Source organism: Rhizobium sp. P1_E6, assembly GCF_056405875.1.
The window spans coordinates 1-26,182 of sequence record NZ_JBFUBG010000048.1 but is presented as its reverse complement, the minus strand read 5'-3'; the positions used below and the strand labels follow the sequence as shown (position 1 = coordinate 26,182).

General features: G+C 60.5%; 24 protein-coding genes. 14 read left to right on the top strand and 10 right to left on the bottom strand.

Annotated elements, in window-relative coordinates; translation table 11 throughout:
* Window position 1: 1 nt before the first annotated feature.
* Window positions 2-1,162 carry a fumarylacetoacetate hydrolase family protein gene (locus tag AC1D35_RS21280; RefSeq protein ID WP_477851930.1) on the bottom strand — a complete coding sequence of 387 codons (1,161 nt, stop codon included), beginning with the start codon at window positions 1,160-1,162 and terminating at the stop codon, window positions 2-4.
* Between the two features lie 367 nt (window positions 1,163-1,529).
* Between AC1D35_RS21280 and AC1D35_RS21275 the strand changes: the two genes are divergently transcribed.
* The 3 genes from AC1D35_RS21275 to AC1D35_RS21265 are packed head-to-tail and all read left to right on the top strand — an operon-like array spanning window position 1,530 to window position 4,069.
* Window positions 1,530-2,540, top strand: a complete 1,011-nt coding sequence (locus tag AC1D35_RS21275) for a Gfo/Idh/MocA family protein (RefSeq protein ID WP_477851929.1) — start codon at window positions 1,530-1,532, stop codon at window positions 2,538-2,540.
* A 10-nt stretch (window positions 2,541-2,550) separates the two neighbouring features.
* Window positions 2,551-3,648: a Gfo/Idh/MocA family protein gene (locus AC1D35_RS21270; protein WP_113507178.1), complete on the top strand. Its 1,098-nt coding sequence runs from the start codon at window positions 2,551-2,553 to the stop codon at window positions 3,646-3,648.
* 10 nt (window positions 3,649-3,658) lie between these two features.
* A complete protein-coding gene (locus tag AC1D35_RS21265) occupies window positions 3,659-4,069 on the top strand; it encodes a VOC family protein (protein ID WP_477851928.1) in 411 nt (136 codons plus the stop codon).
* A gap of 65 nt (window positions 4,070-4,134) precedes the next feature.
* Here AC1D35_RS21265 and cydX read toward each other — a convergent pair whose 3' ends face one another.
* The 7 genes from cydX to AC1D35_RS21230 form a co-directional block, all read right to left on the bottom strand.
* A complete protein-coding gene (cydX, locus tag AC1D35_RS21260) occupies window positions 4,135-4,257 on the bottom strand; it encodes a cytochrome bd-I oxidase subunit CydX (RefSeq protein WP_113300388.1) in 123 nt (40 codons plus the stop codon).
* Between the two features lie 12 nt (window positions 4,258-4,269).
* On the bottom strand, window positions 4,270-5,424 hold the full coding sequence (gene cydB, locus AC1D35_RS21255; RefSeq protein WP_113310592.1) for a cytochrome d ubiquinol oxidase subunit II: 1,155 nt from the start codon (window positions 5,422-5,424) through the stop codon (window positions 4,270-4,272).
* Window positions 5,425-5,430: 6 nt separating this feature from the next.
* Complete coding sequence (locus AC1D35_RS21250; RefSeq protein ID WP_113507176.1) at window positions 5,431-7,008, bottom strand: cytochrome ubiquinol oxidase subunit I; 1,578 nt, start codon at window positions 7,006-7,008, stop codon at window positions 5,431-5,433.
* A 78-nt stretch (window positions 7,009-7,086) separates the two neighbouring features.
* On the bottom strand, window positions 7,087-8,778 hold the full coding sequence (locus AC1D35_RS21245) for an amino acid ABC transporter ATP-binding/permease protein (protein ID WP_477851927.1): 1,692 nt from the start codon (window positions 8,776-8,778) through the stop codon (window positions 7,087-7,089).
* The gene (gene cydD / locus AC1D35_RS21240) at window positions 8,775-10,481 is read right to left on the bottom strand and encodes a thiol reductant ABC exporter subunit CydD (RefSeq protein WP_477851926.1); all 1,707 of its coding nucleotides are present in this window, start codon (window positions 10,479-10,481) and stop codon (window positions 8,775-8,777) included. The genes AC1D35_RS21245 and cydD overlap by 4 nt, the downstream gene beginning before the upstream one ends.
* Window positions 10,482-10,485: 4 nt before the next feature.
* A complete protein-coding gene (locus tag AC1D35_RS21235; protein WP_113300383.1) occupies window positions 10,486-11,061 on the bottom strand; it encodes a GbsR/MarR family transcriptional regulator in 576 nt (191 codons plus the stop codon).
* Between the two features lie 250 nt (window positions 11,062-11,311).
* Window positions 11,312-11,911 (bottom strand): HupE/UreJ family protein, encoded by a 600-nt coding sequence (locus AC1D35_RS21230; RefSeq protein ID WP_477851925.1) that lies wholly within the window; start codon window positions 11,909-11,911, stop codon window positions 11,312-11,314.
* 342 nt (window positions 11,912-12,253) lie between these two features.
* On the opposite strand from AC1D35_RS21230, the gene AC1D35_RS21225 reads away from it, so the two are divergent.
* Window positions 12,254-13,285: a hydroxyacid dehydrogenase gene (locus AC1D35_RS21225; protein ID WP_477851923.1), complete on the top strand. Its 1,032-nt coding sequence runs from the start codon at window positions 12,254-12,256 to the stop codon at window positions 13,283-13,285.
* On the opposite strand, the gene AC1D35_RS21220 is transcribed toward AC1D35_RS21225, so the two are convergent.
* Window positions 13,282-14,295: a Tim44 domain-containing protein gene (locus tag AC1D35_RS21220; RefSeq protein ID WP_477851922.1), complete on the bottom strand. Its 1,014-nt coding sequence runs from the start codon at window positions 14,293-14,295 to the stop codon at window positions 13,282-13,284. The genes AC1D35_RS21225 and AC1D35_RS21220 overlap by 4 nt on opposite strands.
* Before the next feature lie 82 nt (window positions 14,296-14,377).
* On the bottom strand, window positions 14,378-14,836 hold the full coding sequence (locus AC1D35_RS21215; protein ID WP_477851921.1) for a YbaK/EbsC family protein: 459 nt from the start codon (window positions 14,834-14,836) through the stop codon (window positions 14,378-14,380).
* 239 nt (window positions 14,837-15,075) lie between these two features.
* On the opposite strand from AC1D35_RS21215, the gene AC1D35_RS21210 reads away from it, so the two are divergent.
* The 10 genes from AC1D35_RS21210 (at window position 15,076) to AC1D35_RS21165 (ending at window position 26,111) form a co-directional block, all read left to right on the top strand.
* Window positions 15,076-16,077: a LacI family DNA-binding transcriptional regulator gene (locus AC1D35_RS21210; RefSeq protein ID WP_477851919.1), complete on the top strand. Its 1,002-nt coding sequence runs from the start codon at window positions 15,076-15,078 to the stop codon at window positions 16,075-16,077.
* Window positions 16,078-16,249: 172 nt separating this feature from the next.
* Window positions 16,250-17,284, top strand: coding sequence for a sterol desaturase family protein (locus tag AC1D35_RS21205; protein ID WP_477851918.1), 1,035 nt, complete (start codon window positions 16,250-16,252; stop codon window positions 17,282-17,284).
* Window positions 17,281-17,592, top strand: coding sequence for a MocE family 2Fe-2S type ferredoxin (locus AC1D35_RS21200; RefSeq protein ID WP_113300378.1), 312 nt, complete (start codon window positions 17,281-17,283; stop codon window positions 17,590-17,592). The genes AC1D35_RS21205 and AC1D35_RS21200 overlap by 4 nt, the downstream gene beginning before the upstream one ends.
* Window positions 17,593-17,664: 72 nt before the next feature.
* Window positions 17,665-18,609 (top strand): substrate-binding domain-containing protein, encoded by a 945-nt coding sequence (locus AC1D35_RS21195; protein ID WP_115037573.1) that lies wholly within the window; start codon window positions 17,665-17,667, stop codon window positions 18,607-18,609.
* A 60-nt stretch (window positions 18,610-18,669) separates the two neighbouring features.
* Window positions 18,670-19,875: an NAD(P)/FAD-dependent oxidoreductase gene (locus tag AC1D35_RS21190; RefSeq protein ID WP_477939971.1), complete on the top strand. Its 1,206-nt coding sequence runs from the start codon at window positions 18,670-18,672 to the stop codon at window positions 19,873-19,875.
* The gene (locus tag AC1D35_RS21185) at window positions 19,872-20,702 is read left to right on the top strand and encodes a sugar phosphate isomerase/epimerase (RefSeq protein ID WP_477851916.1); all 831 of its coding nucleotides are present in this window, start codon (window positions 19,872-19,874) and stop codon (window positions 20,700-20,702) included. The genes AC1D35_RS21190 and AC1D35_RS21185 overlap by 4 nt, the downstream gene beginning before the upstream one ends.
* A 797-nt stretch (window positions 20,703-21,499) precedes the next feature.
* On the top strand, window positions 21,500-22,846 hold the full coding sequence (locus tag AC1D35_RS21180) for an extracellular solute-binding protein (protein ID WP_477851915.1): 1,347 nt from the start codon (window positions 21,500-21,502) through the stop codon (window positions 22,844-22,846).
* Window positions 22,847-22,915: 69 nt separating this feature from the next.
* Window positions 22,916-24,217 (top strand): carbohydrate ABC transporter permease, encoded by a 1,302-nt coding sequence (locus AC1D35_RS21175; RefSeq protein WP_477851914.1) that lies wholly within the window; start codon window positions 22,916-22,918, stop codon window positions 24,215-24,217.
* 2 nt (window positions 24,218-24,219) lie between these two features.
* Window positions 24,220-25,062 (top strand): carbohydrate ABC transporter permease, encoded by an 843-nt coding sequence (locus AC1D35_RS21170; protein WP_113300372.1) that lies wholly within the window; start codon window positions 24,220-24,222, stop codon window positions 25,060-25,062.
* The gene (locus AC1D35_RS21165; RefSeq protein ID WP_113300371.1) at window positions 25,062-26,111 is read left to right on the top strand and encodes an ABC transporter ATP-binding protein; all 1,050 of its coding nucleotides are present in this window, start codon (window positions 25,062-25,064) and stop codon (window positions 26,109-26,111) included. The genes AC1D35_RS21170 and AC1D35_RS21165 overlap by 1 nt, the downstream gene beginning before the upstream one ends.
* Window positions 26,112-26,182: the final 71 nt, after the last annotated feature.

Genomic DNA, 26,182 nt, shown 5'->3' with positions numbered 1-26,182 from the left:
CTCAGAGCAGCCCGCGCTTTGCGAGGTTGCCCATTAGCGAGGAAATGCCGAAGGTCCAGGGCGGGCATTCAGTCGAAAGCCTTACCGTGTTGACCAGCGCGCCAAGGCCCGCCGACGAGATTTCCACGACGTCGCCGATCTTGTGGGTAAACCCCTGATTCTTTGCGTCGCGATCCTGTGTCGGCGCAAACAGCGTGCCGAGGAACAGCATGAAACCATCCGGATACTGGTGGTGAGCGCCAACCGTTTGCTTGACGAGATCGGTCGGATCGCGGCTGATCTGCGACATGGAGCTCTTGCCGTGCAGCACAAAGCCGTCCGTGCCGGTGACCTTGAGGTCCAGCTCGGCTTTGCGTACGTTATCGAGGCTGTAGCTCGCATCGAAGAGGCGGATGAAAGGGCCGATGGAGCAGGAAGCGTTATTGTCCTTCGCCTTGCCGAGCAGCAGCGCCGAGCGGCCTTCGACATCCCGCAGGTTCACGTCGTTGCCAAGTGTCGCGCCCTTGATCTCGCCGCGGCTGTTGACCGCCAGAACGATTTCCGGCTCGGGATTGTTCCAGGTCGAGATCGGATGAAGGCCGACGTCCGACCCCCAGCCGACCGATGAGAGAACCGGCGACTTGGTGAAGACCTCGGCGTCCGGGCCGATGCCAACCTCAAGATATTGCGACCAGATGCCTTCTTCGATCAGCGCCTGCTTGACCGTGGCCGCCTCCGGCGAACCGGCCTTGATATTGGTCAGGCTTCCACCAATCAGCGTGCTGACGCGCTCGCGGATGGAGGCGGCGCGATCCGGGTTGCCGACGGCCTTTTCCTCGATGACGCGTTCAATCATCGATTGGGCGAAGGTTACGCCGCAGGCCTTGATCGCCTGCAGGTCCGCCGGCGCCAACAGATAGGCTTTACTCGCATCGGGCTTGCCTGTGCAGTTTGCCGCAACTTCCTCCAACCTACCGAGCGTTTTGCCGGCGGCAGTGCGGACGAATTCTGCCGCATCTGATCGCTCCAACAGCGCGCTCAGCGTTGGCGCTTCGGAAGAGGTAATGTCGACGAGGGCGCCGTCACGCAGCGTCACGATGCTCGGCCCGGCAACCTCCGGATTCCAGGCGCGGCCGACAAAGAGACCGCCTGAGACGGCAGCATCGAGGGGGAAATGGGACATGGCGATCTTCCGTCACGGGCGGAGCGGGGAGCGCTCCTGCGAAAAAATTGATGGGTGCCGTCCTCCAACCCGACGGCGATGAAAATCGAGCATATTCGTTGCAACAGAGCAAGTCTCGCTGCGAGAAAAGCGGTTCGCGTTGTATCGGGGGTATGGTCACGCGAGAACGCCAAATCAGTATTTCATCATAACTTATAACTATTTAGATACAAAATAACCTTTCTATTTCATATATTTAACGAGATGGCAAAACTCTTTTGCCGCTGATCTTGCCTTGACAGATCAGGTCTTTCGTTATCTGTTTTGCCCCATGGAGGAGGATCGGCGACCGCCGGACTCAGAAATCCCCCCGGGAGGAAATATTGCGATGTTGAGATTTGCCGTCGTCGGGATCGACCATGGGCATACGTTCGATCATGTGAAGGGATTGTTAGCCGCCGGTGCTGAATTCGTCGGTTATTGCCCGCAGACATCAGTGCCCGCACTCCGCGAGATGTTTGAAAAGACCTATCCGGATGCACCGCAGATCGACCGTGAAAAGATCTTTGCCGATCCCTCGATCAACGTGATCTGCATAGCCGCGATTCCTCGCGATCGGGCAGGCTTAGCGATCCGCGCCATGCAGGCCGGCAAGGATGTCATGACAGACAAGCCGGGCGTGACGACCTTCGCACAGCTCGAAGAGGTCAAGCGCACCGTTGCCGAGACCGGCAAGATTTTCTCCATCTGCTTTTCCGAACGCCATTGCGTGCGCTCCGCCGTGAAGGCCGGCAAGCTCGTCAAGGAAGGCGCGATCGGCAAGGTCATCCAGACGCTCGGCATGGGCCCCCACAGGCTGCAATTGCCGACGCGGCCGGACTGGTTCTTCGATCCGGAAGCCTTTGGCGGTATCATTGTCGATATCGCCTCGCATCAGGTCGACCAGTTCCTGTTCTATACCGGCTCGACGACGGGCGAGGTGGTGGCAAGCTCGGTTGGTAATTTCGGCATGCCTGAAAAGCCGGCCTTCGAGGATTTCGGCGAAGTGCTGCTGCGCTCCGACAAGGCGAGCGGTTATGTCCGCGTCGACTGGTTCACGCCCGACGCGCTACCGACCTGGGGCGACGGACGCCTGACCATCCTCGGGACCGAGGGTTATATCGAACTGCGCAAATATATCGATATTGCCGGCCGCCCCGGCAAGGATCACCTCTTCCTCGTCAACGGCAAGGAGATGACGCATATCGACTGCAGTGGTGAGAAGCTCGATTATTTCGATGCTTTCGCCGCCGATGTACGCGACCGCACCGAAACTGCGATGACGCAAGGCCACGTCTACGAAGTCTGCCGCCTTTCAATCGAAGCACAGACCAAAGCCACTCGTATCGGTAGCCGCTGAGGAAAATATCATGACACGGAAATTGCGCGTCGGCGTCATCGGTGCGGGCATTGCTGAACGGCATCTGACAGGTTTCGGTTGGAACAGCGATCTCTTCGAGGTTCCCGTTCTCTGTTCTCTCGACGCAGATCGCGGCAAGCCGCTCTGCGAGGAGCATAATATCCCCGAATACACGCAGGATGCGGATTCGCTCTTTGCGCGCGACGATCTCGATATCATCGATATCGCCACGCCGCCGGATTCGCATTTCGAGCTTTGCCGGAAAGCGATCGAGAGTGGCAAGCATGTAATCTGCGAAAAACCGCTCTTCGGTTCTATCGCCGAGGTGGACGAGATGGCGCGCATTCTGGCGCGTTCGAACGGCCGCAAGCTGATGCCGATCTTCCAGTACCGCTACGGTAGCGGCCTGCAGAAGCTGAAGCTTCTGATCGAGCGCGGTCTTGCCGGCAAGCCGTTCCTCACCACCATCGAAACGCATTGGTGGCGCGGGCCGGATTATTACGCCGTGCCGTGGCGCGGCAAATGGGCAACGGAACTCGGTGGTGGCTTGCTCGGTCATGCGATCCACGCCCATGACATGCTGAACTATGTGCATGGTCCCTGCGCCGAGGTGTTTTCCTATGGTGCGACGCTGGTCAATCCGATCGAGGTGGAAGATACCGCCGCGCTGTCGGTGAAGATGAAGAACGGCTCGCTCGCCACGCTTTCCATGACGCTTGGTTCCCGCAAGGAAATCTCCAGGCTGCGTTTCTGCTTCAGTGATCTCGTCGCCGAAAGCATTCTGGAACCCTACACGATGGGCCGCGATCCCTGGACCTTCATTGCCGGGACGGAGGAACATCAGGCCCGCATCGACGCGGCGCTTGCGGATTATGAAGAGACGGAAGACGGTTATACGCGCCAGTTCGAGCTCTTCCACAAGGCGATCATCGAGGACCGCGATCCGCCGGTGACGCTTCAGGACGCACGTAACTCGCTGGAACTGGTGACCGCCGCCTATTCTTCGCAGCGTACCGGCCAGCCGACGCCGATGCCGATCACGGCCGAGCATCCGCTTTACCGTTCCTGGCTTCCGGAAGAGGGGCGGCGCCTTGCCGCTGGCGTCTGAGGGGAAGACGATGCTGAAATCTTTCGAACATATCGGCATGACAGTCAGCAATATGGACCGGGCGATCGAGTTCTACTGCGGCCTGCTCGGGCTGAAGCTGCACCTGCGCAAGCAGATGCCTGACGGCATGCAGGTCGCATTCCTTGACGCTGGCGACGGAATGCTGGAAGTTTTTGCGCCGCCGGGCGGTGCGACGCGCGCTGTCGACGTTCCGGATGGAACAGCCGGGGTCCGGCACATAACTTTCCATTTCGAGAACGTTGAAGAAACTTTCGCCCGACTGGAAGGGGCCGGTGTCGAGATCAAGGAGCGGCCACGTTTTGCAGTCCATTCCGAGATGCTGAACAGGATCGCCTTCGTCCGCGATCCAGACGGCATCATTGTCGAGCTCGCGGAGCGCTCGCAGATCCGGCTTGGGTGAAAGCCCCGTGTGAATAGTGACGAGTTCAAAGAAAGGGCGCGGTATGAACCGCGCCCTTTTTACTTTTATCGGCGTTCGCCGGAAGCCTTTTTCTTGGCCTGATCATCCACCAGCTCGTACCATATGGCGTTGAGGACGGCGAAGGCGGCTGCCAGCGGGAAGCCGAGTATCCATGCGAAATACCACATCGTTTCATCTCCTCAGTAAGCGTGGCTGTTCTTGTCGGTGACGCTCTTCTCGTCGACCTTGCCCCACAGCACCTTGTAGACCCAGGTGGTGTAGGCAAAGATGATCGGCAGGAAGATGACCGTAACGACCAGCATGATGAAGAGTGTCTGGTGGCTCGACGATGCATCCCAGACCGTGAGGCTCGACCTCGGATCGAGCGACGAGGGCAGGATGAATGGGAACATCGACAGGCCGACCGTCGAGATGATGCCTGTTATCGAGAGGTCGCTGAAGAGCAGGGTCGCGACTTCCAGCCGTGCGCGCATGGCAAGGAAGGCGGCCGCCGCACCCAGGAAGCCGAATACCGGAGCGGCGATCATCCAGGGATAGGTGCCGTAATTGGCAAGCCATGCACCGCTTTCCAGCGCCACCGTCTTTAGAAGCGGGTTCGACGGGCCGACCGGGCTGATATCGCTGGTGATGCGATAACCGCTGATGCCGGCCCAGAGCCACAGGCCGCCGAGCGCAAAGAGCACGATGACCACAAGCGTTGCGATGCTGCCGAAGCGCCGGGCGCGATCAGCAACCGGCCCCGTTGCCTTCAGCACGAGCCATGCGCTGCCATGCATGACGAGCATGGCGACGGAGAGCAGCCCGCAGAGAAGGGCATAGGGATTCAGAAGCGCGAAGAACGATCCCTCGTAGAAGATGCGCATGTCGTCCGCGAAACGAAAGGGAACGCCCTGCAGCACATTGCCGACGGCAACGCCGAAGATCAGCGACGGCACGAAGCCGCCGATGAAGAGCGCCCAGTCCCAGCCGTTGCGCCAGGCTGCACTGTCCCGCTTGGAGCGGTACTTGAAACCGACCGGGCGCAGGATGAGGGCGAAGAGGATCGCAAACATCGCCAGATAGAAACCCGAGAAGGAGACCGCGTAGAGCGGCGGCCAGGCGGCGAAGATCGCGCCGCCTGCGAGGATGAGCCAGACCTGATTGCCTTCCCAGGTGGCGCCGATCGTGTTGATGGCGACACGGCGTTCCGTATCGGTCCTGGCGACGAAGGGCAGGAGCGTTCCGACGCCGAGGTCGAAACCGTCGGTGACGGCAAACGCGATCAGGAGCACGCCGAGCAGCACCCACCAGATGATGCGCAGGGTATCATAGTTAATCAGTTCGTGAAGGATCATGACAGGTCACTCCGCGGGAACGAGGGTTTCGGAAATGAGCTTGGCTTCCGGCTCGTGGTCCGGTTCYGGCCCCTGGCGGATCGCCTTGAGCATCAGGCTCATCTCGATGATGATCAGTGTCGTATAGAGCGCGGCAAAGCCGATGATGGTCAACAGGACTGCCCAGGCGCCGTGATTGGAGACGGCGACTGCCGTCGGCAGCACGCCTTCGATGACCCAGGGCTGACGGCCGATTTCGGCAACCACCCAGCCGGCCTCGATGGCGATCCAGGGCAGCGGGATGGCAAAGACAGCGATGCGCAGGAGCAGCGGATATTTATCCAGATGCCGGCGGGCCGACAGCCAGAAGAAGGTTGCCGTCAGCACGATGAAGAACATGCCGAGACCGACCATGATGCGGAACGACCAGAAGAGTGTGGGCACATGCGGGATGGTGTCACGTGCAGCCTGGGCGATTTGTTCGTCGGTTGCCTGTCGCGGATCGTCGACATAGCGCTTCAGGAGCAAGGCATAGCCGAGGTCGTGGCCGAGATCCTCGAAGGAACTGCGGACTTCCTGGGCCACCTGATCCTGGGCGGGTGCTGCGCGGATCTGCGTCAGCGCGTCATAAGCCTTGATGCCGTCGCGGATGCGGACCTCGGCCTGCTGTTCCAGCTTGTCGATACCGGGGATTTCCGTCGTCAGCGAGCGTGTGCCGATCAGACCCATGACCCAGGGGATATGGACGGCGAAATGTGTCTCGCGTGCTTCCTGATCAGGGAAGCCGAAGGCGGTGAAGGCAGCCGGTGCCGGCTCGGTCTTCCACATAGCTTCGATCGCGGCGAGCTTCATCTTCTGGTTTTCGGTGGCGAGATAGCCGCTTTCGTCACCGAGCACGACCACCGACAGGGCGGAGGCGAGGCCGAAAGAGGCGGCAACCGTCATCGAGCGCTTTGCAAGCTCGATATGCCGGCCCTTGAGCAGGTACCAGGCAGAAACGCCGAGCACGAAGATCGAGGCACAGACATAACCAGCCGAAACCGTGTGGACGAACTTTGCCTGGGCGACAGGGTTGAAGACCACGTCGTAGAAGCTTGTTATCTCCATGCGCATCGTCTGAGGATTGAGAGCGGACCCGACCGGGTTCTGCATCCAGCCGTTGGCGATCAGGATCCAGAGCGCAGAGAAATTCGAGCCGAGCGCGACCGCCCAGGTGGCGACCAGATGGCCCACCTTCGACAGCTTGTCCCAGCCGAAGAAGAAAAGGCCGACAAAGGTCGCTTCGAGGAAGAAGGCCATCAGGCCCTCGATCGCCAGCGGTGCACCGAAGATATCGCCGACATAATAGCTGTAATAGCTCCAATTCATGCCGAACTGGAATTCCATGACGATACCGGTTGCGACGCCCAGCACGAAATTGATGCCGAAGAGCGTGCCCCAGAATTTCGTCATCTGCCGCCAGATCTGGCGACCGGTCATGACATAGGTCGTTTCCATGATGGCAAGCAGCACGGAAAGGCCGAGCGTCAAGGGCACGAACAGGAAGTGGTAAAGCGCAGTCAGCGCAAATTGAAAGCGCGATAGCGCTACGATGTCTAATTCCATTGTCTTACTCCCACGGTCCCACGGGGTATCAAGTAGTTTCCGCATTGCCGGCTGGCCGTGCGGGGCATGCCTGTTCGCTCAATCCGGTCGAAGCCGATCGAGCGCCTTTTCGAACGCCGCCTCTCCACGGCGCGAAACTTCCGAGATGCGGCCGTCCTCGATGACGGCGACCACGTTTGCGAGCGCCGCTTCGCGGCGAATATGCGTAGCGATGACAAGTGCTCGGCCGTCGGCCCTGAGCGCGAGGCGATGCAGCACATCGCGTGCGGTGCTGCCGTCAAGCCCCTCGGTCGGCTCGTCGAGCAGCCAGAGCGGCGTGTCGCGCAGGAAGAGGCGGGCGAGTGCCAGCCGGCGAGATTGTCCGCCTGACAGTCCCATACCGCCTTCGCCGAGCAGTGTGTCGAGGCCTGATGGCAGTGCATCAACATCGGCAAGCAGGCCAGCGCCAGCAAGCGCGCTGCGCAATTGCTCATCATCGGCACAGGGTGCCGCGAGCAACAGGTTGCCGCGCAGCGTGTCCTGGAAAAGCTCGGTCCGCTGGGTGAGTAGCGTTCCGTCGAGCGCGGCGGCCATACCATCTACCGGCGGCAACTCGCCGGCTAGAAGTGAAAGCAGGGTCGACTTACCGGCGCCGCTCGAGCCGACCACGGCAATATGCTCGCCGCGACGCAATTCCAGCGTTACGTCAAGCAGGGCGGGCAGGGCCGCTCCGTCATGGGTAACGGTTGCATTCTGCAGCGCGAAGGCGAGCTCATGGGCAGGTGTCTTCGGCGTGAAGTCCACATCGGCTGCCGAAAGGCGTGGTGCGATGCGTCTGGCTGCAAGCATCGTCCTGCCGAATTCCATGGCGCCGCGGCGTAGCGCTGCGAAGGGTTCGGTTGCGGCAAAGGCAACGAGTATGCCGAGTGCGGCGACCGGGGCGGTGATTGCGCCTGTTTGCATCAGCATCGCTGATGTCAGCAATGCTGCAACCAGCAGGGCGGTGGAGAAAAGCCCGAAGCCGAAGGTCACTCCGGTCTCGATCCTGTTCAGCCAGTCGTCTGCCTGTGCGGTATAGGCATCGGCGTCGGTTATCGCCTGCTGCTGTGCGGCGATCCGGCCGGCCATCAACAGATCGGTCTGCCCAGCGATGAGATCGATCGTCCGCGACCGCAGGGTTTCGATGCCGTAGGCACGTCGGCGCGCATGTTTGCGGGCGGCCTGACCTGCCGCCAACGGCAGGCCGAGCCCGACCAAAATAAGGCTGAAGCCGAAGAGAAGCCCGAACAGCGGATGCATCAGGCCGAGCGTAACGCTGGTGACGAGTGCTGCACCGACTGCCACGGCTGCAGGCACCAGGATACGCAGATAGAGCGAATCCAGCGCGTCGATATCGGCCGTCAGACGAAAGAGCAGCCGCGCTGGGCGGTTGAGGAGCGCGCGCGCCGCACCTGCGGAGGCCCAGCCGCGAAACAGACGTTCGCGAAGGGCAGCCAGCACGGCAAGCGTGGCATTATGGGTGGTCAGCCGCTCGCCGTAACGAGCCGCCGTGCGCAGAATGGCGAGGAAGCGGATGCCCGCAGACGGCGCAAACACGTCGAAGGTCGCAGCGATGGTTGCCGAAAGCCCGGCAAGCGCGGTCGCGGTGATGAACCAGCCCGAGAGACCGAGCAGGGCGATGCCCGCCGTTACCGTTGCTGCCGAGAGCGCGGCACCGAGCAGCAGCTCCTTTCGGCGTGTCTCGACGAAGAGACGCAGAACCGGCTTGATATCTCTTATGAAGGTGGTCATTCGGCAGCCTCCCGGAGAGTTGTGGCATCGAGGCGGATGGTGCGCTGCATGCGCGCGGCAAGCAGCGGATCGTGGGTGGCGACGATCAGCGTGCGTCCTTCTGCGAAAGCGAGCAGGCTCTCCGTTATGTCGGCTGCGGATTCGGCGTCGAGATGGGCGGTTGGTTCGTCGGCAAGGATGATGCGGATATTGGGGTCGCAGGCAGCACGCGCGATCGCCAGCCGCAGCGCTTCGCCGCCGGAAAGGCCGATGCCGGCTTCGCCGAGCGGGCGATGGCCGTAGGCCTTCGCAACACCTGCAAGCTTTGCCAGATCGAGCGCCTCGGAAACTCTGTCTTTTGTGATTCCAGGCCGACCGAGCGCGACATTGCCCGATATCGTGCCGGCGAAGATATGCGGATTCTGGCCGATCCAGGCCATTTTGGCGCGATCTATGGCTGTTCCACCGATCAGAACCTGGCCTTCCCCGCAGGGGGCCAGGCCGGCGGTCAGAGACAGCAAGGTTGACTTGCCCGTGCCGCTGGCGCCGAGCAGCGCCACGTGTTCGCCGGCGGCGATGTCGAGATTGAAACCGTTGAGGACCGGTTCCTGATCGGACCGATAACGAAAGCCGATATTTTCCAGGCGGATATTGAAGGCTTGCACTACAGTCGTAGCCTCGGCACTCTCCTCGTAGGGAAGCCTCATGCCTTCGTCAGCCAAGCCATCGAGCGCCTTCAGCGCCGCCTCGCCCGAGGCGCGGTCATGCCAGACGGCGGAGAGTTCGCGCAGGGGTTCGAAAAAGGCGGGTGCGAGCAGAAGAATGAACAGCCCCTGCGAAAGAGCGAGGCCGCCCGACCACGCGCCGAAACGGATTTCGCCGAGCAGGCTGAAGCCTATATAGACAGCGGTCATCGCAACGCCGAGCGCTGAGAAGAGCTCAAGCACGGCAGACGAAAGGAACGCGATTTTCAGCACCGCCATGGTGCGTGTGCGCAGCGATTCAGCCTCGGTGCGCAGCCGTAAAGCAGTGGCGTCGACCGCATCCAGCGAACGGATCGTTGCAAGCCCGCGCAGCCGGTCGAGCAGGAAGGCGTTGAGGCCGCCTGTCGCGGCAAGCTGCTTTTCGCTCGCAGCCTGCGCGCGCCAGCCGATGAGCGCCATGAAAATCGGAATGAGTGGTCCTGCAAACAGCAGCACGAGTGCAGCAATCCAGGAGATCGGAAAGACGCAAGCCAGGATGACGAGCGGCACGAGGCTCGCCTTCATCCGCGCCGGCTGGAACCGGGCGAGATAGGGCACGATCAGCTCGGCCTGCTCGCCAAGAATGCTCGCCGCCTCGCCGGAGGCCGGGCGGTCGACATCGACCGGCGACAGGCGGGCGAGCAGGCGGATAGCGGCGACGCGCTTTTCGCTGAGTTCCGCGCGGGCGGCGCGAAAGGCAAGACGGCCGCCAGTGGCGTCGAGACAGCTTTTGACAACTCCGAAAAGCAGAATGAAGAGGGCCGGCCAGAGGATATCGGCGAGGCCGCCACCATCGGCCAGCTGTCCGACGGAATAGGCAAGCAGGCCCGCCTGCGGAATCCAAAGCACGGCTGCGAAGGCCTGCAGCATGGCTGCGCTGCGCAGCCGGCTTTTGGTCTTTGCCGGCCTAAGCGTCACGGCATCGCCTTGGAGCGTCCTTGCCTCTTGCGGGTCTCTCGCGTCGAAGAAAGCACTGTTCACGACGCTAACTCTTGTTCGCAGGATTGGGACGACGACGGCCAAGCGAAACGACCCTATCTTTGGCCTCCAGCAGCTTCGTCACCTTCGCGCCTAACGAGAGTAACGTTGCAAGCCTTTCTGTTTCGAGTTGTTTTACGTCATCATACCAATGCGTCAGCTGCTCGATGAGCGTGTGCATCTCGCCCATGCGCTCCTGCGCATGGCGTTCAACCTCGCTTGCCGGGCGCTGCATGAGGATTTCGCGCAGCATCGAAAGCGTGGGATCGACCTCGCGTTTCTTACGCTCTTCGGCGAGTGTTCTGAGGATCACCCAGACATCGTCAGGTGTCGTGAAGAAGTCGCGCCGGTCATCCGGCTTGTGGCGCAGCAGCACCAGGTTCCAGGCCTGCAGTTCACGAAGGCTCATGGAGACGTTCGAGCGCGAGATACCGAGCGCATCGACGATTTCCTCGGCGCAGAGCGGCGAGGGCGAGACGAAGAGCAGCGCGTAAATCTGGCCGACCGTGCGGTTGATTCCCCAGCGGGAACCCATTTCACCGAAGTGCAGGACAAAGGACTGAACGAGAGGCGGAAGGTTCATCGTCATTTCCGTTACGTCTGTGATTTCAGAAATTTCTGAAATTACTATACCGACTTTCGCTCTTCTGCCGCAATTGCCCAGGCTGACCTGCGTCAATTTGGATGCACGCCTCGATGATCTGCCTCTTGATAGACCGGTATTGCGCGCCTGGAATTGACTTGAGTCAAATCTCGCAAACATAAAACGCCCGGCGGACCTTTGTCCGCCGGGCGCTAAAAGCCGGATAAATTAACCGGGAGAGGCGCGGGCCTCAGATCAGGCCGGTCAGGATGCCGACGCCGGCAACGGCAACGAGGCCGCCTGCGGTGCGCACGACGAAGGCGCCCTGGCGCTCGCCGACACGGGCAATCAGGAAACCGGTAGCGAGACCAGCTGCATGCAGCAGGGCGGTTGCGATCATGAAACCAGCGGCATAGGCAGCACCCCCGGCATTTTCAGGGATTTCGGCGCCGTGCGCATGCCCATGGAAGATTGCAAACAGACCGACGATACCCATTGCGACAGCTGTCGAGGCGCGCACATTCAGGGCAACGGCCGCGCCAAGTACGACGACGGAAAGCGCGATGCCTGTTTCAACGAAAGGCAGATTGACACCGGCAATGCCCAGCGCCCCGCCGAAGGCCATGACGAGCACGAAGGTTGCCGGTACGGCCCAGACGGCACGGCCGCCGAGCTGGAAGGCGAAGACGCCGACCATGACCATCGCAAGGATGTGATCGAGGCCGGAAATCGGATGGCTGAAACCGTGGACAAGGCCGCCTGTTTCGCCAACGCCGGTATGGGCATAGGCGACTGCCGGAAGTGCTGCAGTGGCAAGCGCGAGAAGGCCGCCCTTGAAGATTGATTTCATTTTGGAATTCCCTCTGATCTTGAGAGCATCTCCGCTTTCGTCAAGGCGCGGAAATGATCTGTCTTTTTGATTTACGCAATTCCGGACGCAAAACCGCTGCGCACTTTGCTGGAATGCTCTGGCGCCTGCGGCCGCCGACTCCTCAGGCACGGTTTCAAGTCGCGTCATCAACGCTAGTCCAGCTATATTCAGCCGTCAACGGAAAGCATGGAATAGATAGAAATTTCAAGTGCTTGTATCGTAGGCAATTGCCTTTTTGAAAGGCGGCTTCCCAAGAGGCTCTCAACCGGATTATCAATCGTGTTGCGGAGGTGAGAGTTGCCGCATCTCGAGGAGGATCCCATGACGAATACCGAAAGGCCGATAGCAATCAGCGCGCCCGAGCCACGCACGCTCGATCTGATCTTCAGTGACGAGGCACACGCCGAACTCAACGCCAAATACGAGATCGTCGAGGCCGATCCCGAAAACATTGCCGGTCTTGGCGATGATATTCTTGGCAAGGCGCGCTACATCATCGGCCAGCCGCCGCTCTCCGCGGATACGCTCGCGCGGATGCCGAAGCTCCGCTCGATCCTTAATGTCGAGAGCAACCTGCTCAACAACATGCCTTATGAAATCCTGTTCCAGCGCGGTATCCATGTCGTGACGACCGGGCAGGTGTTTGCCGAACCGGTGGCGGAGATCGGCCTTGGCTTCGCGCTCAGCCTCGCGCGCGGCATCGTCGATGCCGATGTAGCTTTCCGGGAGGGGCATGAACTCTGGGGCGGCGAGGGGAATGCAAGCTCGCGGCTGCTATCGGGCTCCGAAATCGGCATCATCGGCTTTGGCGATCTCGGTAAAGCGCTGCGACGGGTCTTGTCGGGCTTTCGTGCGAAAATCAGGGTTTTCGATCCATGGATGCCCCGCTCGATCCTGGAGGAAAACGGCGTGGAGCCCGCGAGCCTGAGCGAAGTGCTGACGCAGAGCGACTTTGTTTTCGTCGTCGCCTCCGTCACCAGCGAGAACAGGGGCTTCCTCGGCGCGGATGCATTCGCCAGCATGCGCAAGGGCGCAGCCTTCATCCTGCTCAGCCGCGCCGACGTCGTGGATTTCGAGGCGCTGATGGCGGCCGTCGCCGCCGGCCATATCGTTGCGGCAAGCGATGTCTATCCGCAGGAGCCGCTACCGTCAGACCATCCGGTGCGCAGCCTCAAGGGTTTCATCCGTTCGGCCCACCGCGCCGGTGCGCTCGACAGCGCCTTCAAGAAGATGGGCGATATGGTGCTCGAGGATATGGATCTAATGGATCGCGGCCTGCCGCCGATGCGCTGTAAACGGGCGGAGCGCGAAACGGTTTCCCGCATGCGCTCCAAACCCGTCTCGGTCAATTAGGCAGCGCGCTGGCCGGTGCCCTGGATGGCGGCAAGCTTCCAGTCGGCGCCGGACTTGCGCACGAAGGTCCAAACCTCGGTGCTTTCGCTCGGGCGATGATCGTCGCCCGAGACGACGCGGCCGCTCTTGCGCTCGACCATGGCGTCGATCGAGGAATAGCGCATCGCAAGCGTCGCATATTCCAGACCGTCTTCACGCCAGGCTTCGGCGATATCGCCCTGCAGCAGCTTGACGTCGGTAACCTGGTTGCGGACGCCATTGGTGGCGTTCTCGCCGAGTTCTTCCGCAAGGTAGGACATGGCCTCCGGCGTCGTCAGTCGGCGCAACGAACCATAGTCTTCCGCGCCGTAGGCCGTCTGAACCTTCGTCAGCAGTTCCTCGAACTGGTCGAGATCGGCCTGGGCAAGGCCGATTTCGTCACTGGGACGCGCATTGCGCTGCTGCTGGGAGCTGGTGCCAGAACCGATCGCCGGAATGCGGAAGGATGAACCACCATTTGCCGGCGACATGTTGGAAGACTGCAAGCCGCCAAAACTCTGACCGCCAGTGCCATAGGAAGGCTGGCGGCGATTGGCGAAGAAGCGTATGGCAAGCGTGATTGCACCGAAGATCAGCGCGATCTGCAGGAGCAAGCCGAGGAAACCGAAGCCGCCGCCGAAGCCGTGGCCGAGCAGCATGCCGAGAAGGCCACCGGCAATCAGGCCGCCGATCATCGAACGGCCGAAGCCGCCGAAGAAGCCGGGGCGCTGCTGGGCATAACCCGGCTGCGGCGTATTATAAGGCGCGTTCGTCTGCGGGCGGGGCGTCATCGAACGTTCGATGGGGGCAGCCGGGGCTGGGGCGGTACTGGTGGCAGGAGGCGCGCTGAAGGTGCGCGTGCCGCGACTTCCGAATCCGCCGAATCCACCGGCGCGGCGCGCATCGGCATCACCGATCGAAGCAAAGACGGTAGCGCTCGCAAGAATAGCAATCGCTGCGATCCTGGCAAAACGCGAAACGGCACTGGGCATTTCTCAAACCTCCTGTCATGCGCTCAACGGCATGTCAGGAGTTAATATAGGTATTCTTTCTGCTCTGTGAAGCTGTGCAGTGCTACTGGCAGACGTCGACCCATTCGGCTCCGGTGATTTCCGCCAGTCGGCCCGTCGAAATACGCACCGCAGAATTGGTCGAACCGGCGGCTGGCACGACTTCGTCGAACTGCTTCAGCGACACGTCGCAATAGACAGGCAGTTGCACGGGCAGGCCGAAGGGGCAGACGCCGCCGACCGGATGGCTCGTCACTGCCAGCACCTCTTCGGCGTCGAGCATGCGCCCCTTGCCGCCGAAGGCATCCTTGAATTTCCTGTTGTCGAGACGCGAAGTGCCGCTCGCCACAATCAGCATGGTGCGGTCGCCGACGCGCAGGCAGATCGTCTTGGCGATCTGCGCGGGCTCGACGCCATGCGCCTCGGCTGCGAGGATGACGGTCGAAGAGCTTCCTGCCGTTTCGATGATGGCAACGTCTGGGGCATTGGCGGCGAAGAAGGCGCGGACGGATTCAAGGCTCATGGGATGGGATACTTTTGGATGAACAGCCAATCTGGAGCCGCATGAGAATGCGACGTGGGATTCATGTATTTGCGGTCCAACTTAATATTTAGATCTCAGAAAATTCAATCGCGTAGTTTCTGAGAAAGCATTTCTGTGCGTCTCGAAACGCGATCTGGATTGCTCCTGATTCCTAAGTCATGGATATTGCTGGAAAAGCGTCTTTGACGGCGCAGCCTTCGGCGATTGGGGACAGAGCAGTGAGCAAGCCGAACTATCGGGATATCGCCCGCCAGGCAGGTGTGGGAACCGCCACCGTCGAACGGGTGCTGAACGGCCGGGGCGGGGTTCGTCCCGAACTGGTCGAAAAGGTGATCGTCGCTGCGCGCAGCTTGGATTACCCGCGCACGCTTCCCGATACCCATCGCGGCCTGTTGCGCATCGAAGTGCTGATGGTCCGTCCGGAGACGACCTTTTATCAGCGGCTTTCCAAGGCATTCGAGCGAATTGGCGCAACCCTCGACCCACTGGTCGTCGTGCATCGCAGCTTCACCGAGGAGATGAAGCCGGAGGAGATTGCTCGTCGCATCCTGTCGACCGACCTGCCGCGCGCGGGCCTCATTCTTGCAGTGCCCCGCAGCCCCGTGATCCAGGCTGCTGTCGAAAACGTCATCGCCCGTGGATTGCCGGTCGTCCACGTCGTCACCCGCGCGTCCGAACGCTCAGGCGAATTCGTCGGCATCGACAACTATGCCGCCGGACGGACAGCTGCGCTTTTCATCAGCCGTATGGCCCGCCGGCAAGGACCTGTCGTCGCAATCTGCCACCCGATCTACCAGGTGCATCGTGATCGCATCCGCGGATTTTCCGACTATTTTCTGGAGCATCCCGGCGCTACCAGCTTTCAATGGCTGGGCTTCGGCCTTGATGAAGAGCACTTCAGTGCCGAGCTTCTGCTTTCTGCCCTGAAAATCTATCCGGACCTTGCCGGCCTCTATAATGCCGGAGGCGCCAACTCTGCGCTGATCGACGTGCTGCGCCGTCATGCGCGTGGGCGCAATATCTTCTTCGTCGGCCATGAACTGACTGACTACACCCGCAAAGCCTTGCAGGATGATGTCATGGATGTGGTGCTGGACCAGGCGCCGGAAGCGCAGGCCCGGCGATCGCTCGATCTCGTCCTGCGCCGCATCGGCCTGACCGATATCGAGCCCGATCGGGCGCCTATCCGTTTCATCACCATGACCAAGGAAGGGCTTTGATCTGATTTGATCAAGAATGGCTTCGGCGGCGCGACGGTCTCCTGCTAATTTCAAGGCAGGAAGGAGAGCCGGAGCGTCGAGAGGAGCGACACCGGATCAGGCGCACCAGGCGCTCTCTTTCAAAAGGACTTGTGCGGAGGGGTGATTTCCGCTTCGCCCGGAGGAGAGTGAAATGAACGATCTGAAATTCGGCACGCGTAACAAGCGCGGCGACTGGGCGCCCTACAAGCCCGTCGAGACCGCGCCGCTATTTGACTTTCCGCTACGGTTCATGGCCGTTTTGAAATGGCTGCCGCATTATTTCTTTCCCTGGAATGCGATTTTTGCAGCGTCCGCTGTCGCTTACTGGGCCGTGGTCATTCCGTCGACAGAGACGATGCGAACGATCGGTTTCGGCTGGATTGCTTGGCTTTATGTCGTGAATGCAATCTGCGTCCTGTTTTTCTACGGCGCCTTCGAGGTGCATCTCTATGTGCTGAAACGTCAGCAAAACCGCTTCAAATACAATGGAAAATTTCCAGCCGATCAGAAGAGCAAGGCCTTCTGGTTCGAACGCCAGAACGTCGACAACATGCTGCGCACCTTCCTGTCGGGCGTGACGATCTGGACGGCGATCGAGGCTGCCATGTTATGGGCCTATGCCAATGGTTACGCGCCTTGGCTGAGCTTTGCGGAGAACCCCTGGACGCTTGCCATCGTCGCGCTGGCCGTGCCGATCATTCATGAGTTCCACTTCTTTTGCATTCATCGGCTCATCCATACACCCATCCTCTACAAGTGGGTCCACTCGGTCCACCATAACTCGGTCAACCCGTCGCCCTGGTCGTCGCTGTCGATGCATCCGGTCGAGCATCTGCTCTACCTCGGAACGGCCTTCTATCACCTGATCCTGCCGTCCAATCCGATCCTCATGCTCTATCAGCTTCACTATGCGGGCTTCGGCGCCATTCCGGGTCACGTGGGCTTCGACAAGGTGGAGGTCGGCGAGGACAAGCTGGTCGATAGCCATGCCTATGCGCATTACCTGCACCACAAATATTTCGAGGTGAATTACGGCGATGCCCTGATACCGCTCGATAAGTGGTTCGGCACCTGGCACGACGGCTCGCCCGAAGGCGAAGCCCGCATGCAGGAGCGCTATCGCCGGCGCAAAGAAAAACTCGCAGCCCGCAAGGCCGGCATGGAAGTCAAGGGAGCGGCCGAATGAGCTGGATCACTGCCTGCAAACTTGAGGACATCGAACAGGAGGGCGCCATCCGTTTCGATCACGGCAGCCGCACCTATGCCATTTATCGCGGACCTGACGATAGCGTCTATTGCACCACCGGGCTCTGCACCCACGAGGCAATCCACCTCGCGGACGGACTGGTCATGGATTTCGAAGTGGAATGTCCCAAGCATTCCGGCGCCTTTGACTACCGCACTGGCGAAGCGCTCAGGCTTCCCGCCTGCGAAAATCTGAAAACTTATCCCGCCGAGGTGATCGATGGGGAAGTTCGCGTGGCTCTCGCCTGAGCCTGCGACATCAGCAGGCCTGAACGGCCTCCGGAATGCTTCGGGTGGCCCGGCATCCAATGGGAGGAAATCATGAAGTCATTTTGTGTGGCGGCCGTCCTAGCCGCCCTGACGGCCAGTGCTGCCTCGGCCGAGACCATCGGCGTCTCGATGCAGAGCTTCGACAACAATTTCCAGACTCTGCTGCGTGAAGGCCTGAGCACCAGAGCCTCTCAGGTGGGCGGGATAACTCTGCAGATCGAGGATGCTCAGACCGATGTCTCCAAGCAGCTCAATCAGGTGAACAATTTCATCGCCGCGGGAGTGGATGCGATCATCGTGACGCTGGCTGATACATCAGCCGCGCCCGGTATCAGCGCGGCAGCCGAGAAGGCCGGCATTCCGCTCGTCTATGTCAATCTCCAGCCTGATAATGTCGACAAGCTTCCCAAGAACCAGGCCTATGTCGGCTCGAAGGAAACCGACTCCGGACGGCTGGGGGCGGAAGCTGCCTGCGAAATCCTCAAGAAGAATGGAAAGGCCGGCGATGCGCAGGCCTATATCCTGATGGGAGACCTTGCGCATCAGGCCTCGCGCGATCGAACCTCATCGGTCAAGGAAACGCTCGCGGCCGGCGATTGCAAGGGCGTGACCATCGCCGACGAGCAATCGGCCGCCTGGACGCGTACCAATGCCATGGACCTGACGACAAACTGGATCACCGCTGGTCGTCCGATCGACGCGGTCTTCGCCAATAATGACGAAATGGCGATCGGTGCGATCCAGGCGCTGAAAGCTGCCGGCGTGTCGATGGACAGCGTCGTCGTTGTCGGCATCGACGCGACGCAGGATGCCTTGGCTGCGATGACGAACGGGGATCTTGATGTGACGGTGTTCCAGAATGCCAAGGGGCAGTCTGCCGGTGCGATGGATGCGGCTGTTGCCCTCGCTCGCGGCCACAGCGTCGACAAGCAGGTCATGGTGCCGTTCGAACTGGTCACGCCGACGAACATGGCAGAGTACGCCCACCAGAACTGATCCTCCCTGGCCGGTGTCTCCCCTCACGAGCGCCGGCCTCTTTTTTTTATGGAGAGCTTTATGAGCGGCATTGTCATCATCGGTGCAGGGGAATGCGGAACGCGTGCTGCATTTGCTTTGCGGGAGGCGGGATATTCCGGGTCCATCACGCTGGTCGGAGCGGAGCCACATCTGCCCTACGAACGGCCGCCGCTGTCGAAGCCGATGAGTGGCGCCGTGCAGATGAAACTGATCTGCGCACAGGATGCTCTGGCTGCCGCCGGCATCAACTATCTCAAGGGCGTGTCGGCCTCGAAGCTGGATACCGACGCCCGCACAGTCGCTTTAAGCGACGGATGCGTGCTCGCCTATGAAAAGCTGTTGCTTGCCACGGGCGCGCGTCCAAGACGGCTTGCTTCTCCCGGTGCCGAACGCGCGCTCGACTTCCGCACCCATGCCGATGCCGAAGCGATATTCTCCAATATGAGAACAGGTCGGAACGTTGCTGTCATCGGCGGCGGTTTGATCGGGATGGAGCTTGCGTCCGTGCTTCGCGGCAAGAGCATTGCGGTCAGCGTCATTGAAGCAGCACCCAAGATTCTGGGGCGCGYCGTCCCCTCGCGCTTTGCCGAAAAGCTGCATGCCAGGCACGTGGCGGAAGGCGTCGATTTCCATCTCGACCGAGGCGTTGCGGCAATCACCGATACCGGCGTCACTCTGACGGATGGCAGTACGGTGCAAGCCGAACTTGTCGTCAGCGCCATCGGTGTAATGCCGGAGATCACGCTGGCGCAGCAGGCTGGATTGGCGACAGGCAACGGCATCCTGACGGATACCCATCTTCGCACCAGCGCGCCTGATATCTTTGCGGCGGGCGACTGCGCAGCAATGAGCCAGCCCGGCGGTGGTCATATTCGTTTCGAAAGCTGGCGAAATGCCAGAGCCCAGGCCGAGCTTGCCGCTCGCAATATGGTCGCATCAGTCGAAGCTTTCGTCGCCATCCCCTGGTTCTGGTCCGATCAATACGATCTCGGCCTCCAGGTAGTCGGGCTGCCGCAACCGGCCCATCAAAGTGTGGTCCGCTCGCTTGGCGAAGATGAGCTTGAATTCTATCTGGACGGCGGGCGTCTCGTCGCCGCAGCAGGGCTTGGCGTCGGCAATAGTCTCGCCAAGGATATCAAACTTGCCGAAATGCTGATCGCAGCCGGAGTGCATCCTGATCCCGCCGCTCTCGCCGATCCGAATCTGAACCTCAAGGTGCTCCTGAAAAGCGCAAGGGCGGCATGATGCAGAGGCTGCTGATCTTCCAGTCGCTCTGGGCCATGGAACGCCGACATACGGATGGCCATGAGCGCAACCTCGATGAGAACATCGCGATGATCTCGGAGGCCGGCTTCGACGGCATCAGCGCCCACTATACGAACCGCGCCGACGTTCTCAGGTTGAATGACGCTATTCGGGGCGCCCGATTGAAGATCGAAGGCGTCTGTTTTCCCCGCAACGTCGAAGATTTGCGCCTGCCGCTCGAGCTTGCCGTGGAATTCCCGGTCAGCCATATCAACGTGCAGCCTGATGTCCGACTGCGCCGCGTCGAGGAGTGCCTGCCGATCCTGGACGGCTGGATGCAGCTTGCCGAGGATGCCGGAGTTCCCGTCTTCATCGAAACCCACCGCAACCGGATGACGACGGATCTGTTGTTTACACTCGACCTGTTGGAGAAGAGGCCGGATCTGCCGCTGGTCGCAGACCTCTCGCACTTTACGGTCGCACGCGAATTCGCGTTTCCGGTCGATGACGAAACCCATGCGATGATCCATCGCATCCTGCGCAATGCCCAGGCCTTCCATGGCAGGGTCGCATCGTGTGAACAGGTGCAGATCGAAATTTCGTTTCCTCACCATCGGCCCTGGGTCGACCTCTTCCTTCAATGGTGGGACCACGGCATGCGCGATTGGCGCAGTCGCGCGGCTTCGAATGCCGAGCTGGTCTTCACCTGCGAGCTGGGGCCGAAGCCCTATGCGATCACCGGGCGAGACGGTAACGACACCACCGATCGGTGGGCGGAGGCGCTACTGCTTCGGCAGATGCTTCGCGATCTCTGGGTCGGCATTTGATTGTTATGATCGCATTGGCCGCAAGCCGGCAGGGATGATCTCGTCTCGAAACCACTCCTGCCGGGTATTCCCTCGGCAACATCAGCGAGGGGGCCGATCTATTCATCGGACAAAGCGAGGTCACGGCACAGCCAGGATGGGAAGGTATCGAAGCTGTTTACAATGCGACGACGTCTCCATCGGGCAACGATGGCTGCGATGAGAATTTCCTTGAAACTAAATCGCGAGCAAAGCTCGCTCATGGATGCCGTCAGGCTTTCGCCGGCATGTTGATTGGTCATGATCACCAGCGGTCAGAATTCTGAGCCGCCCTTCTTTCAAGCTGAATGTGCGCAGAGACATAGCGCGGACATTACCGCCCAGACGCTGCGTGCGAAACGAATGCCATCTCTGGATGGTGAAGCTTGAAAGATCCCGGATATGTTCGAGGGTTGGAGCTTCGAGGGCCTATGCCAAAGAGGCGTTGGATGAAGAAATATCTGTCATTGCACGCCTCCATTGTTGAACGGCTCCGCCGCAATTATTAGCCGATTGCGAAAATACAGGCAAGAGCGCGATTCCGACTCTTCGATGCCGATTTTCATCGGCATCTGGCCCCGCCTTTCGATGGGGAATTGACCGCGCCGAGAACATCGTCATAATAATTTTGCACACGTGCTCAATTTTGTCATTTGGCCGTTACGTTCGCCCCCTAGAGCGGGATACGCCACGTTTTCGTGGGGTTATCGGAACGGCCATCAACACCGGTGATGACCCGTCAAGAGGCCTCACACTGCTCTTCTGGGGAGATGAAGAAGATGACTCTTTTGCCGACACTGAAATCCCTTGCCGTCGCCGCTGCAATCCTGGCTTCGACTTCTGCATCTGCACTTGCCAAGGACGTTCACATCAGCGTCTGGGCCGGCGGTACCGGCCCGAACGACGTCTATCGCCTCGACGCCATCGAGATCGCAGCCCAGCAGCTGCAGCGCGAAGCCGCCCTCAAGGGCGAAGACCTGAAAATCACCGTCGAGAAGAAGCCCTATTCCGCCTGGGAAGATTTCAAGCAGGCGCTGACCCTTGCCGCAGAAGCCAAGACCGCTCCGAACATCGTCGTCAGCGGCCATGAAGACATCGCGCCCTGGTCGCAGGCCGGTCTCATCGTTCCGATCGAGGACTATGTCGATCTCGACTCCTGGCCGCTCAGCGACATCTATGAAAATCTGTTGCAGATCGCCTCCTATAACGGCACCGTCTACGGCATTCCGCAGGATGCTGAATCCCGGCCGATGTTCTTCTGGAAGCCCTACATGAAGGCGATCGGTTACAGCGATGCCGATCTCGACGCCTTGCCGCAGAGTGTCCAGGACGGCAAGTACACGATGAAGAACCTGCTCGAAGACGCCAAGAAGATGCAAGACAAGGGCCTCGTCCAGCCCGGCTACGGCTTCTATCCGCGTACCAGCAACGGTCCTGACTACTGGCAGTTCTACACCAGCTTCGGCGGCGCAATGGAAGAGGGTGGCAAGCTCGTCTTCGACAAGGCGGCGATGACCCGCACCTATCAGTTCTTCGCCGACGCCGTTAAAACCGGCGTCACCAAGAAGAACCATATCGGCATGCCGGGCGATCAGTGGTGGAAGGAAGTGGCCACCGGCAAGGCCGGCATTTGGGATGGCGGCACCTGGCACTATGCCCGCCTCGTCAATCAGGAAGGCCTCAAGGACTTCTTCGGCAACGTGGTCTTCACGCTGATTCCCGCCGGCGAAGGCGGCAAGGCCAACACGCTGACCCACCCGCTCGTCTATCTGCTGACCGCAGGTCACGACCAGGAAGACACTGAGATCGCCGCCCAGCTGGTCAAGATCGCCTCCGAGCCGCGCACCAACGCCCTGCATGCGGTCAAGTCGGCTCACCTCGGCATCTCCAAGTCGGAATCCACCGTCGACTTCTACGCGGCCGACCGCTGGACCCGCGAAGCCACCGAGCGCCTGCTGCCGCATGCCAATGCGATGCCGAACAATTCCGATTTCGGCAAATATTGGAACATCATGTGGAAGAACCTTGAAGCATCCTGGACCGGTGCCAAGACTGTTGACGCCGCCGTCAACGATGCCGAGAGCGAGCTGAAGAGCACGCTCGGCGATAAGATCGTCATCCGCTAAGATCGACGCACTCAGCTGAAAGGCGGCACAAAAGCCGCCTTTCAGAGCGTCGTCCGTGAGGGACTTCCCATGAAATCGTCCAGAACGCTTGGGCTGGTGATGATCGCGCCTGCGGCGATCATGATCATCCTGTTCTTCCTTCTGCCGGTCGTTCTGACGGCCGTCTTTTCGATGACCAACATGACGACCGCGACCGGCATATCAGGCGGTGTCTACCAGATCGCGCCGAACTCCCTGATCGCGCTGAAATCGGCGATGCCCGACATCGCCGCCGAGATGGCCGAACCGCGCTACACGATCGACGAGGCAGGCCTCACGGCCGTCGAACGCCTCGGGATGGCGCCGGGGATTGCTGCGGAGTTGCGCGCCAAACATACAGGCGAGGTCTTCCCGGCACGCCGCGACGTCGAGCGCATGATCAAGGATCTCGCCGAGCGACCTTCGACACGCGAGGTCAAGCAGATCTCCGAACAGTTCAACCGCTCCGTCCTCAACACCCGCTTCGACAGCAAGGACCAGCTCTTCTCCGCTCTCGATACGCTGGGTTTCAAGCTGACGCCGGAGCAGAAGGAAACCGTCGCCAAGACCACCTATACCGGCTGGACCTGGACGACCGACAATTTCTCACGCATGGCCACCTCGCCCGACATGGCGCGTGTGCTTTTCAATACCGTGCTTTATGTTGCGCTGGTGCTGGTGCTTTTCAACGTCGGTTATGCGCTGCTGCTCGCCATCTGGACGCATTACATGCCGCCGACGCCGGCTTCGATCTTTCGCGGCATCTGGCTCCTGCCGCGTATCACACCTGTCGTCATCTACGTCATGCTGTGGAAGTGGCTCGCCTGGGACAGCGGCTTCATTTCGATCCTGATGGGCAAGTTCGGCTACCCCCCGAAGAACTACCTGCTCGATACCGCTTATAATGCTTGGTTCTTCGTCGTGCTGATCAACGGCTTTATCGGTGCCTCGATGGGCATGCTGGTGTTCTCGTCGGCGATGAAGGCCATTCCGAAGAGTCAGTTCCATGCGAGCGAGGTCGACGGCGCCTCGCGCTGGCAGCAGATCCGTTACATCATCCTGCCGCAGATGCGCTGGCCGATTCTCTTCGTCACCTGCTATCAGACCCTGTCGCTGCTTGCTTCCTTCAATGAAATCCTGCTCGCCACCAATGGCGGGCCGGGCAACGCGACCGAGGTCTGGGCGCTCTCCGCCTATCACACCGCGCTCAGGAACTATGCCGGCAATCTCGAATACGGGCTGGGTGCCGCCATGGCGCTGGTGCTCGTCGTCATCGGCGTGACGCTGTCGCTTCTTTATCTGCGCGTCTTCAACTACGGCACGCTTGTCGCCAAGCCCCTGATCGAGGATTGACCATGGCCGAACGCTCGCAGCCCTCGGCAAATTACCGCAACTGGCCTGTCATAACGGCACTGACCATCGTCAGCCTGCCGCTGCTCCTGATGTATGTCTATCTCTTCCTCGACACTGTGACGGTAAAGCAGCCGGATGCCTTGCTGCCCTCCGGCTTGACGCTCAATCACTGGCGCTTCCTGTGGGAGACGACGGCAGGCAAGGCGAACATCTGGCACGTGACCCTGAATACGCTGCTGTTCTCGGCCTGCACCACCAGCCTGGTGCTGATCGTCTCGTCGATGGCGGGCTATGTGCTGTCACGGCTGAACGTGCCGGCACGCGGCTTCTTCCTTGCCGGCGTCATGGTGCTGCATGCCTTTCCGTCGGTGACACTGATCATCGCCATCTTCATCGTGCTGCAGATGATCGGCCTCTACAATTCGCTGATCGGCGTGATCCTGGTGAAGGCGGCGATCGACCTGCCGCTCGGCATCTGGCTGATGAAGGGCTTCTACGACACGGTGCCCTGGGAAATCGAAATGGCGGGCGTCGTCGACGGCGCCTCGCGTTTCCGCGTCTGGCGCAGCCTGGTGCTACCACAGGTCAAGCCCGGCATCATGGCGCTCGGCCTGTTCTCCTTCCTCTCCGGCTGGGGCGAGTTCATCCTGCCGCAGGTGCTGGCACCGGGCAATCAGGTGCAGGTGCTGTCGGTCTATCTCGCCGGCTTCCTTGCCGACGACAACAATTACGATTTCAACATGTTCAAGGCGGTCGGCCTCTTCTACCTCATTCCGGTGCTGATCGCCTACGCACTCTTCAACAAATACCTCATGAACATCTACGGCGGCGGGAGCAAAGGCTGATGCGCATCCTCCTCGACAATTTCTCGAAGAGCTTCGGCTCCACCAAGGTCATCGAGAACATGAAACTTGAAGTCGGCAGCGGCGAGATGCTGGCGCTGCTCGGCCCCTCGGGCTGCGGCAAATCGACGACGCTGTTTGCCGTCTGCGGCATCCACCGGCCCACCGGCGGACGCATCCTCTTTGGCGATCGTGATGTGACCGACCTGCCGAGCCAGATGCGCAATGTCGGCGTCGTCTTCCAGTCCTATGCGCTTTACCCGCATATGACGGTTGCCGAGAACATTGGCTTTCCGCTGAAGGTAAAGGGCGTCAATGCGGCCGATACCCGCAAGGAGGTCGAGCGCATTTCCCGCCTCGTGCAGATCGGCAATCTCATGGAGCGCCGGCCAGCCCAGCTTTCCGGCGGCCAGCAGCAACGCGTGGCGCTTGCCCGCGCGCTGATCCGCAAGCCGGATGTGCTGCTGCTCGACGAGCCGCTCGCCAACCTGGATGCCAAGCTCCGCCTTGAAATGCGTTCGGAAATCCGCCGCATCCAGCGCGAGACGGGCATCACTGCGATCCTCGTCACCCATGATCAAGTGGAAGCGATGAGCATGTGTGACCGCATCGCCATTATGAAGGAAGGCGAGATTGTGCAGATCGCCACGCCGGCCGAAATGTATAGTGATCCACGCACCGCCTTCGTCGCCGGTTTCCTCGGCAACCCGCCGATCACCTTCCTGCGCGGCGTGATGAAGGATGGCACCTTTGCGATGCCTGAAAGCGAGATCCGCGTGCCGGTTTCGGTCCAGGCTGCCGAGGGCAGCAAGCTGACGCTCGGCGTGCGCCCTGAACATTTCAATCCGGCCGGCGATATCGCCGTTTCCGGTAAAGTCACTTTCGCCGAAACGCAGGGCCGCGAGAACCTCTACGACGTACGGCTTGCCGGCGGCTCGCTGCTGCGCTCGATCCAGCCGGTCCGCAATGACATCACCGTTGGCGACGAGGTGAGGTGGGCGATCGATAGCAAGGGTGTGTTCGTATTCGACGAAGAAGGCCGGAGGCTCTGAGCGATGCGTGACTTCTCGACTTTCTTCGAACGGTACGGCTGGCCCTTGAACAAGGGATATCTGCCTTTCTG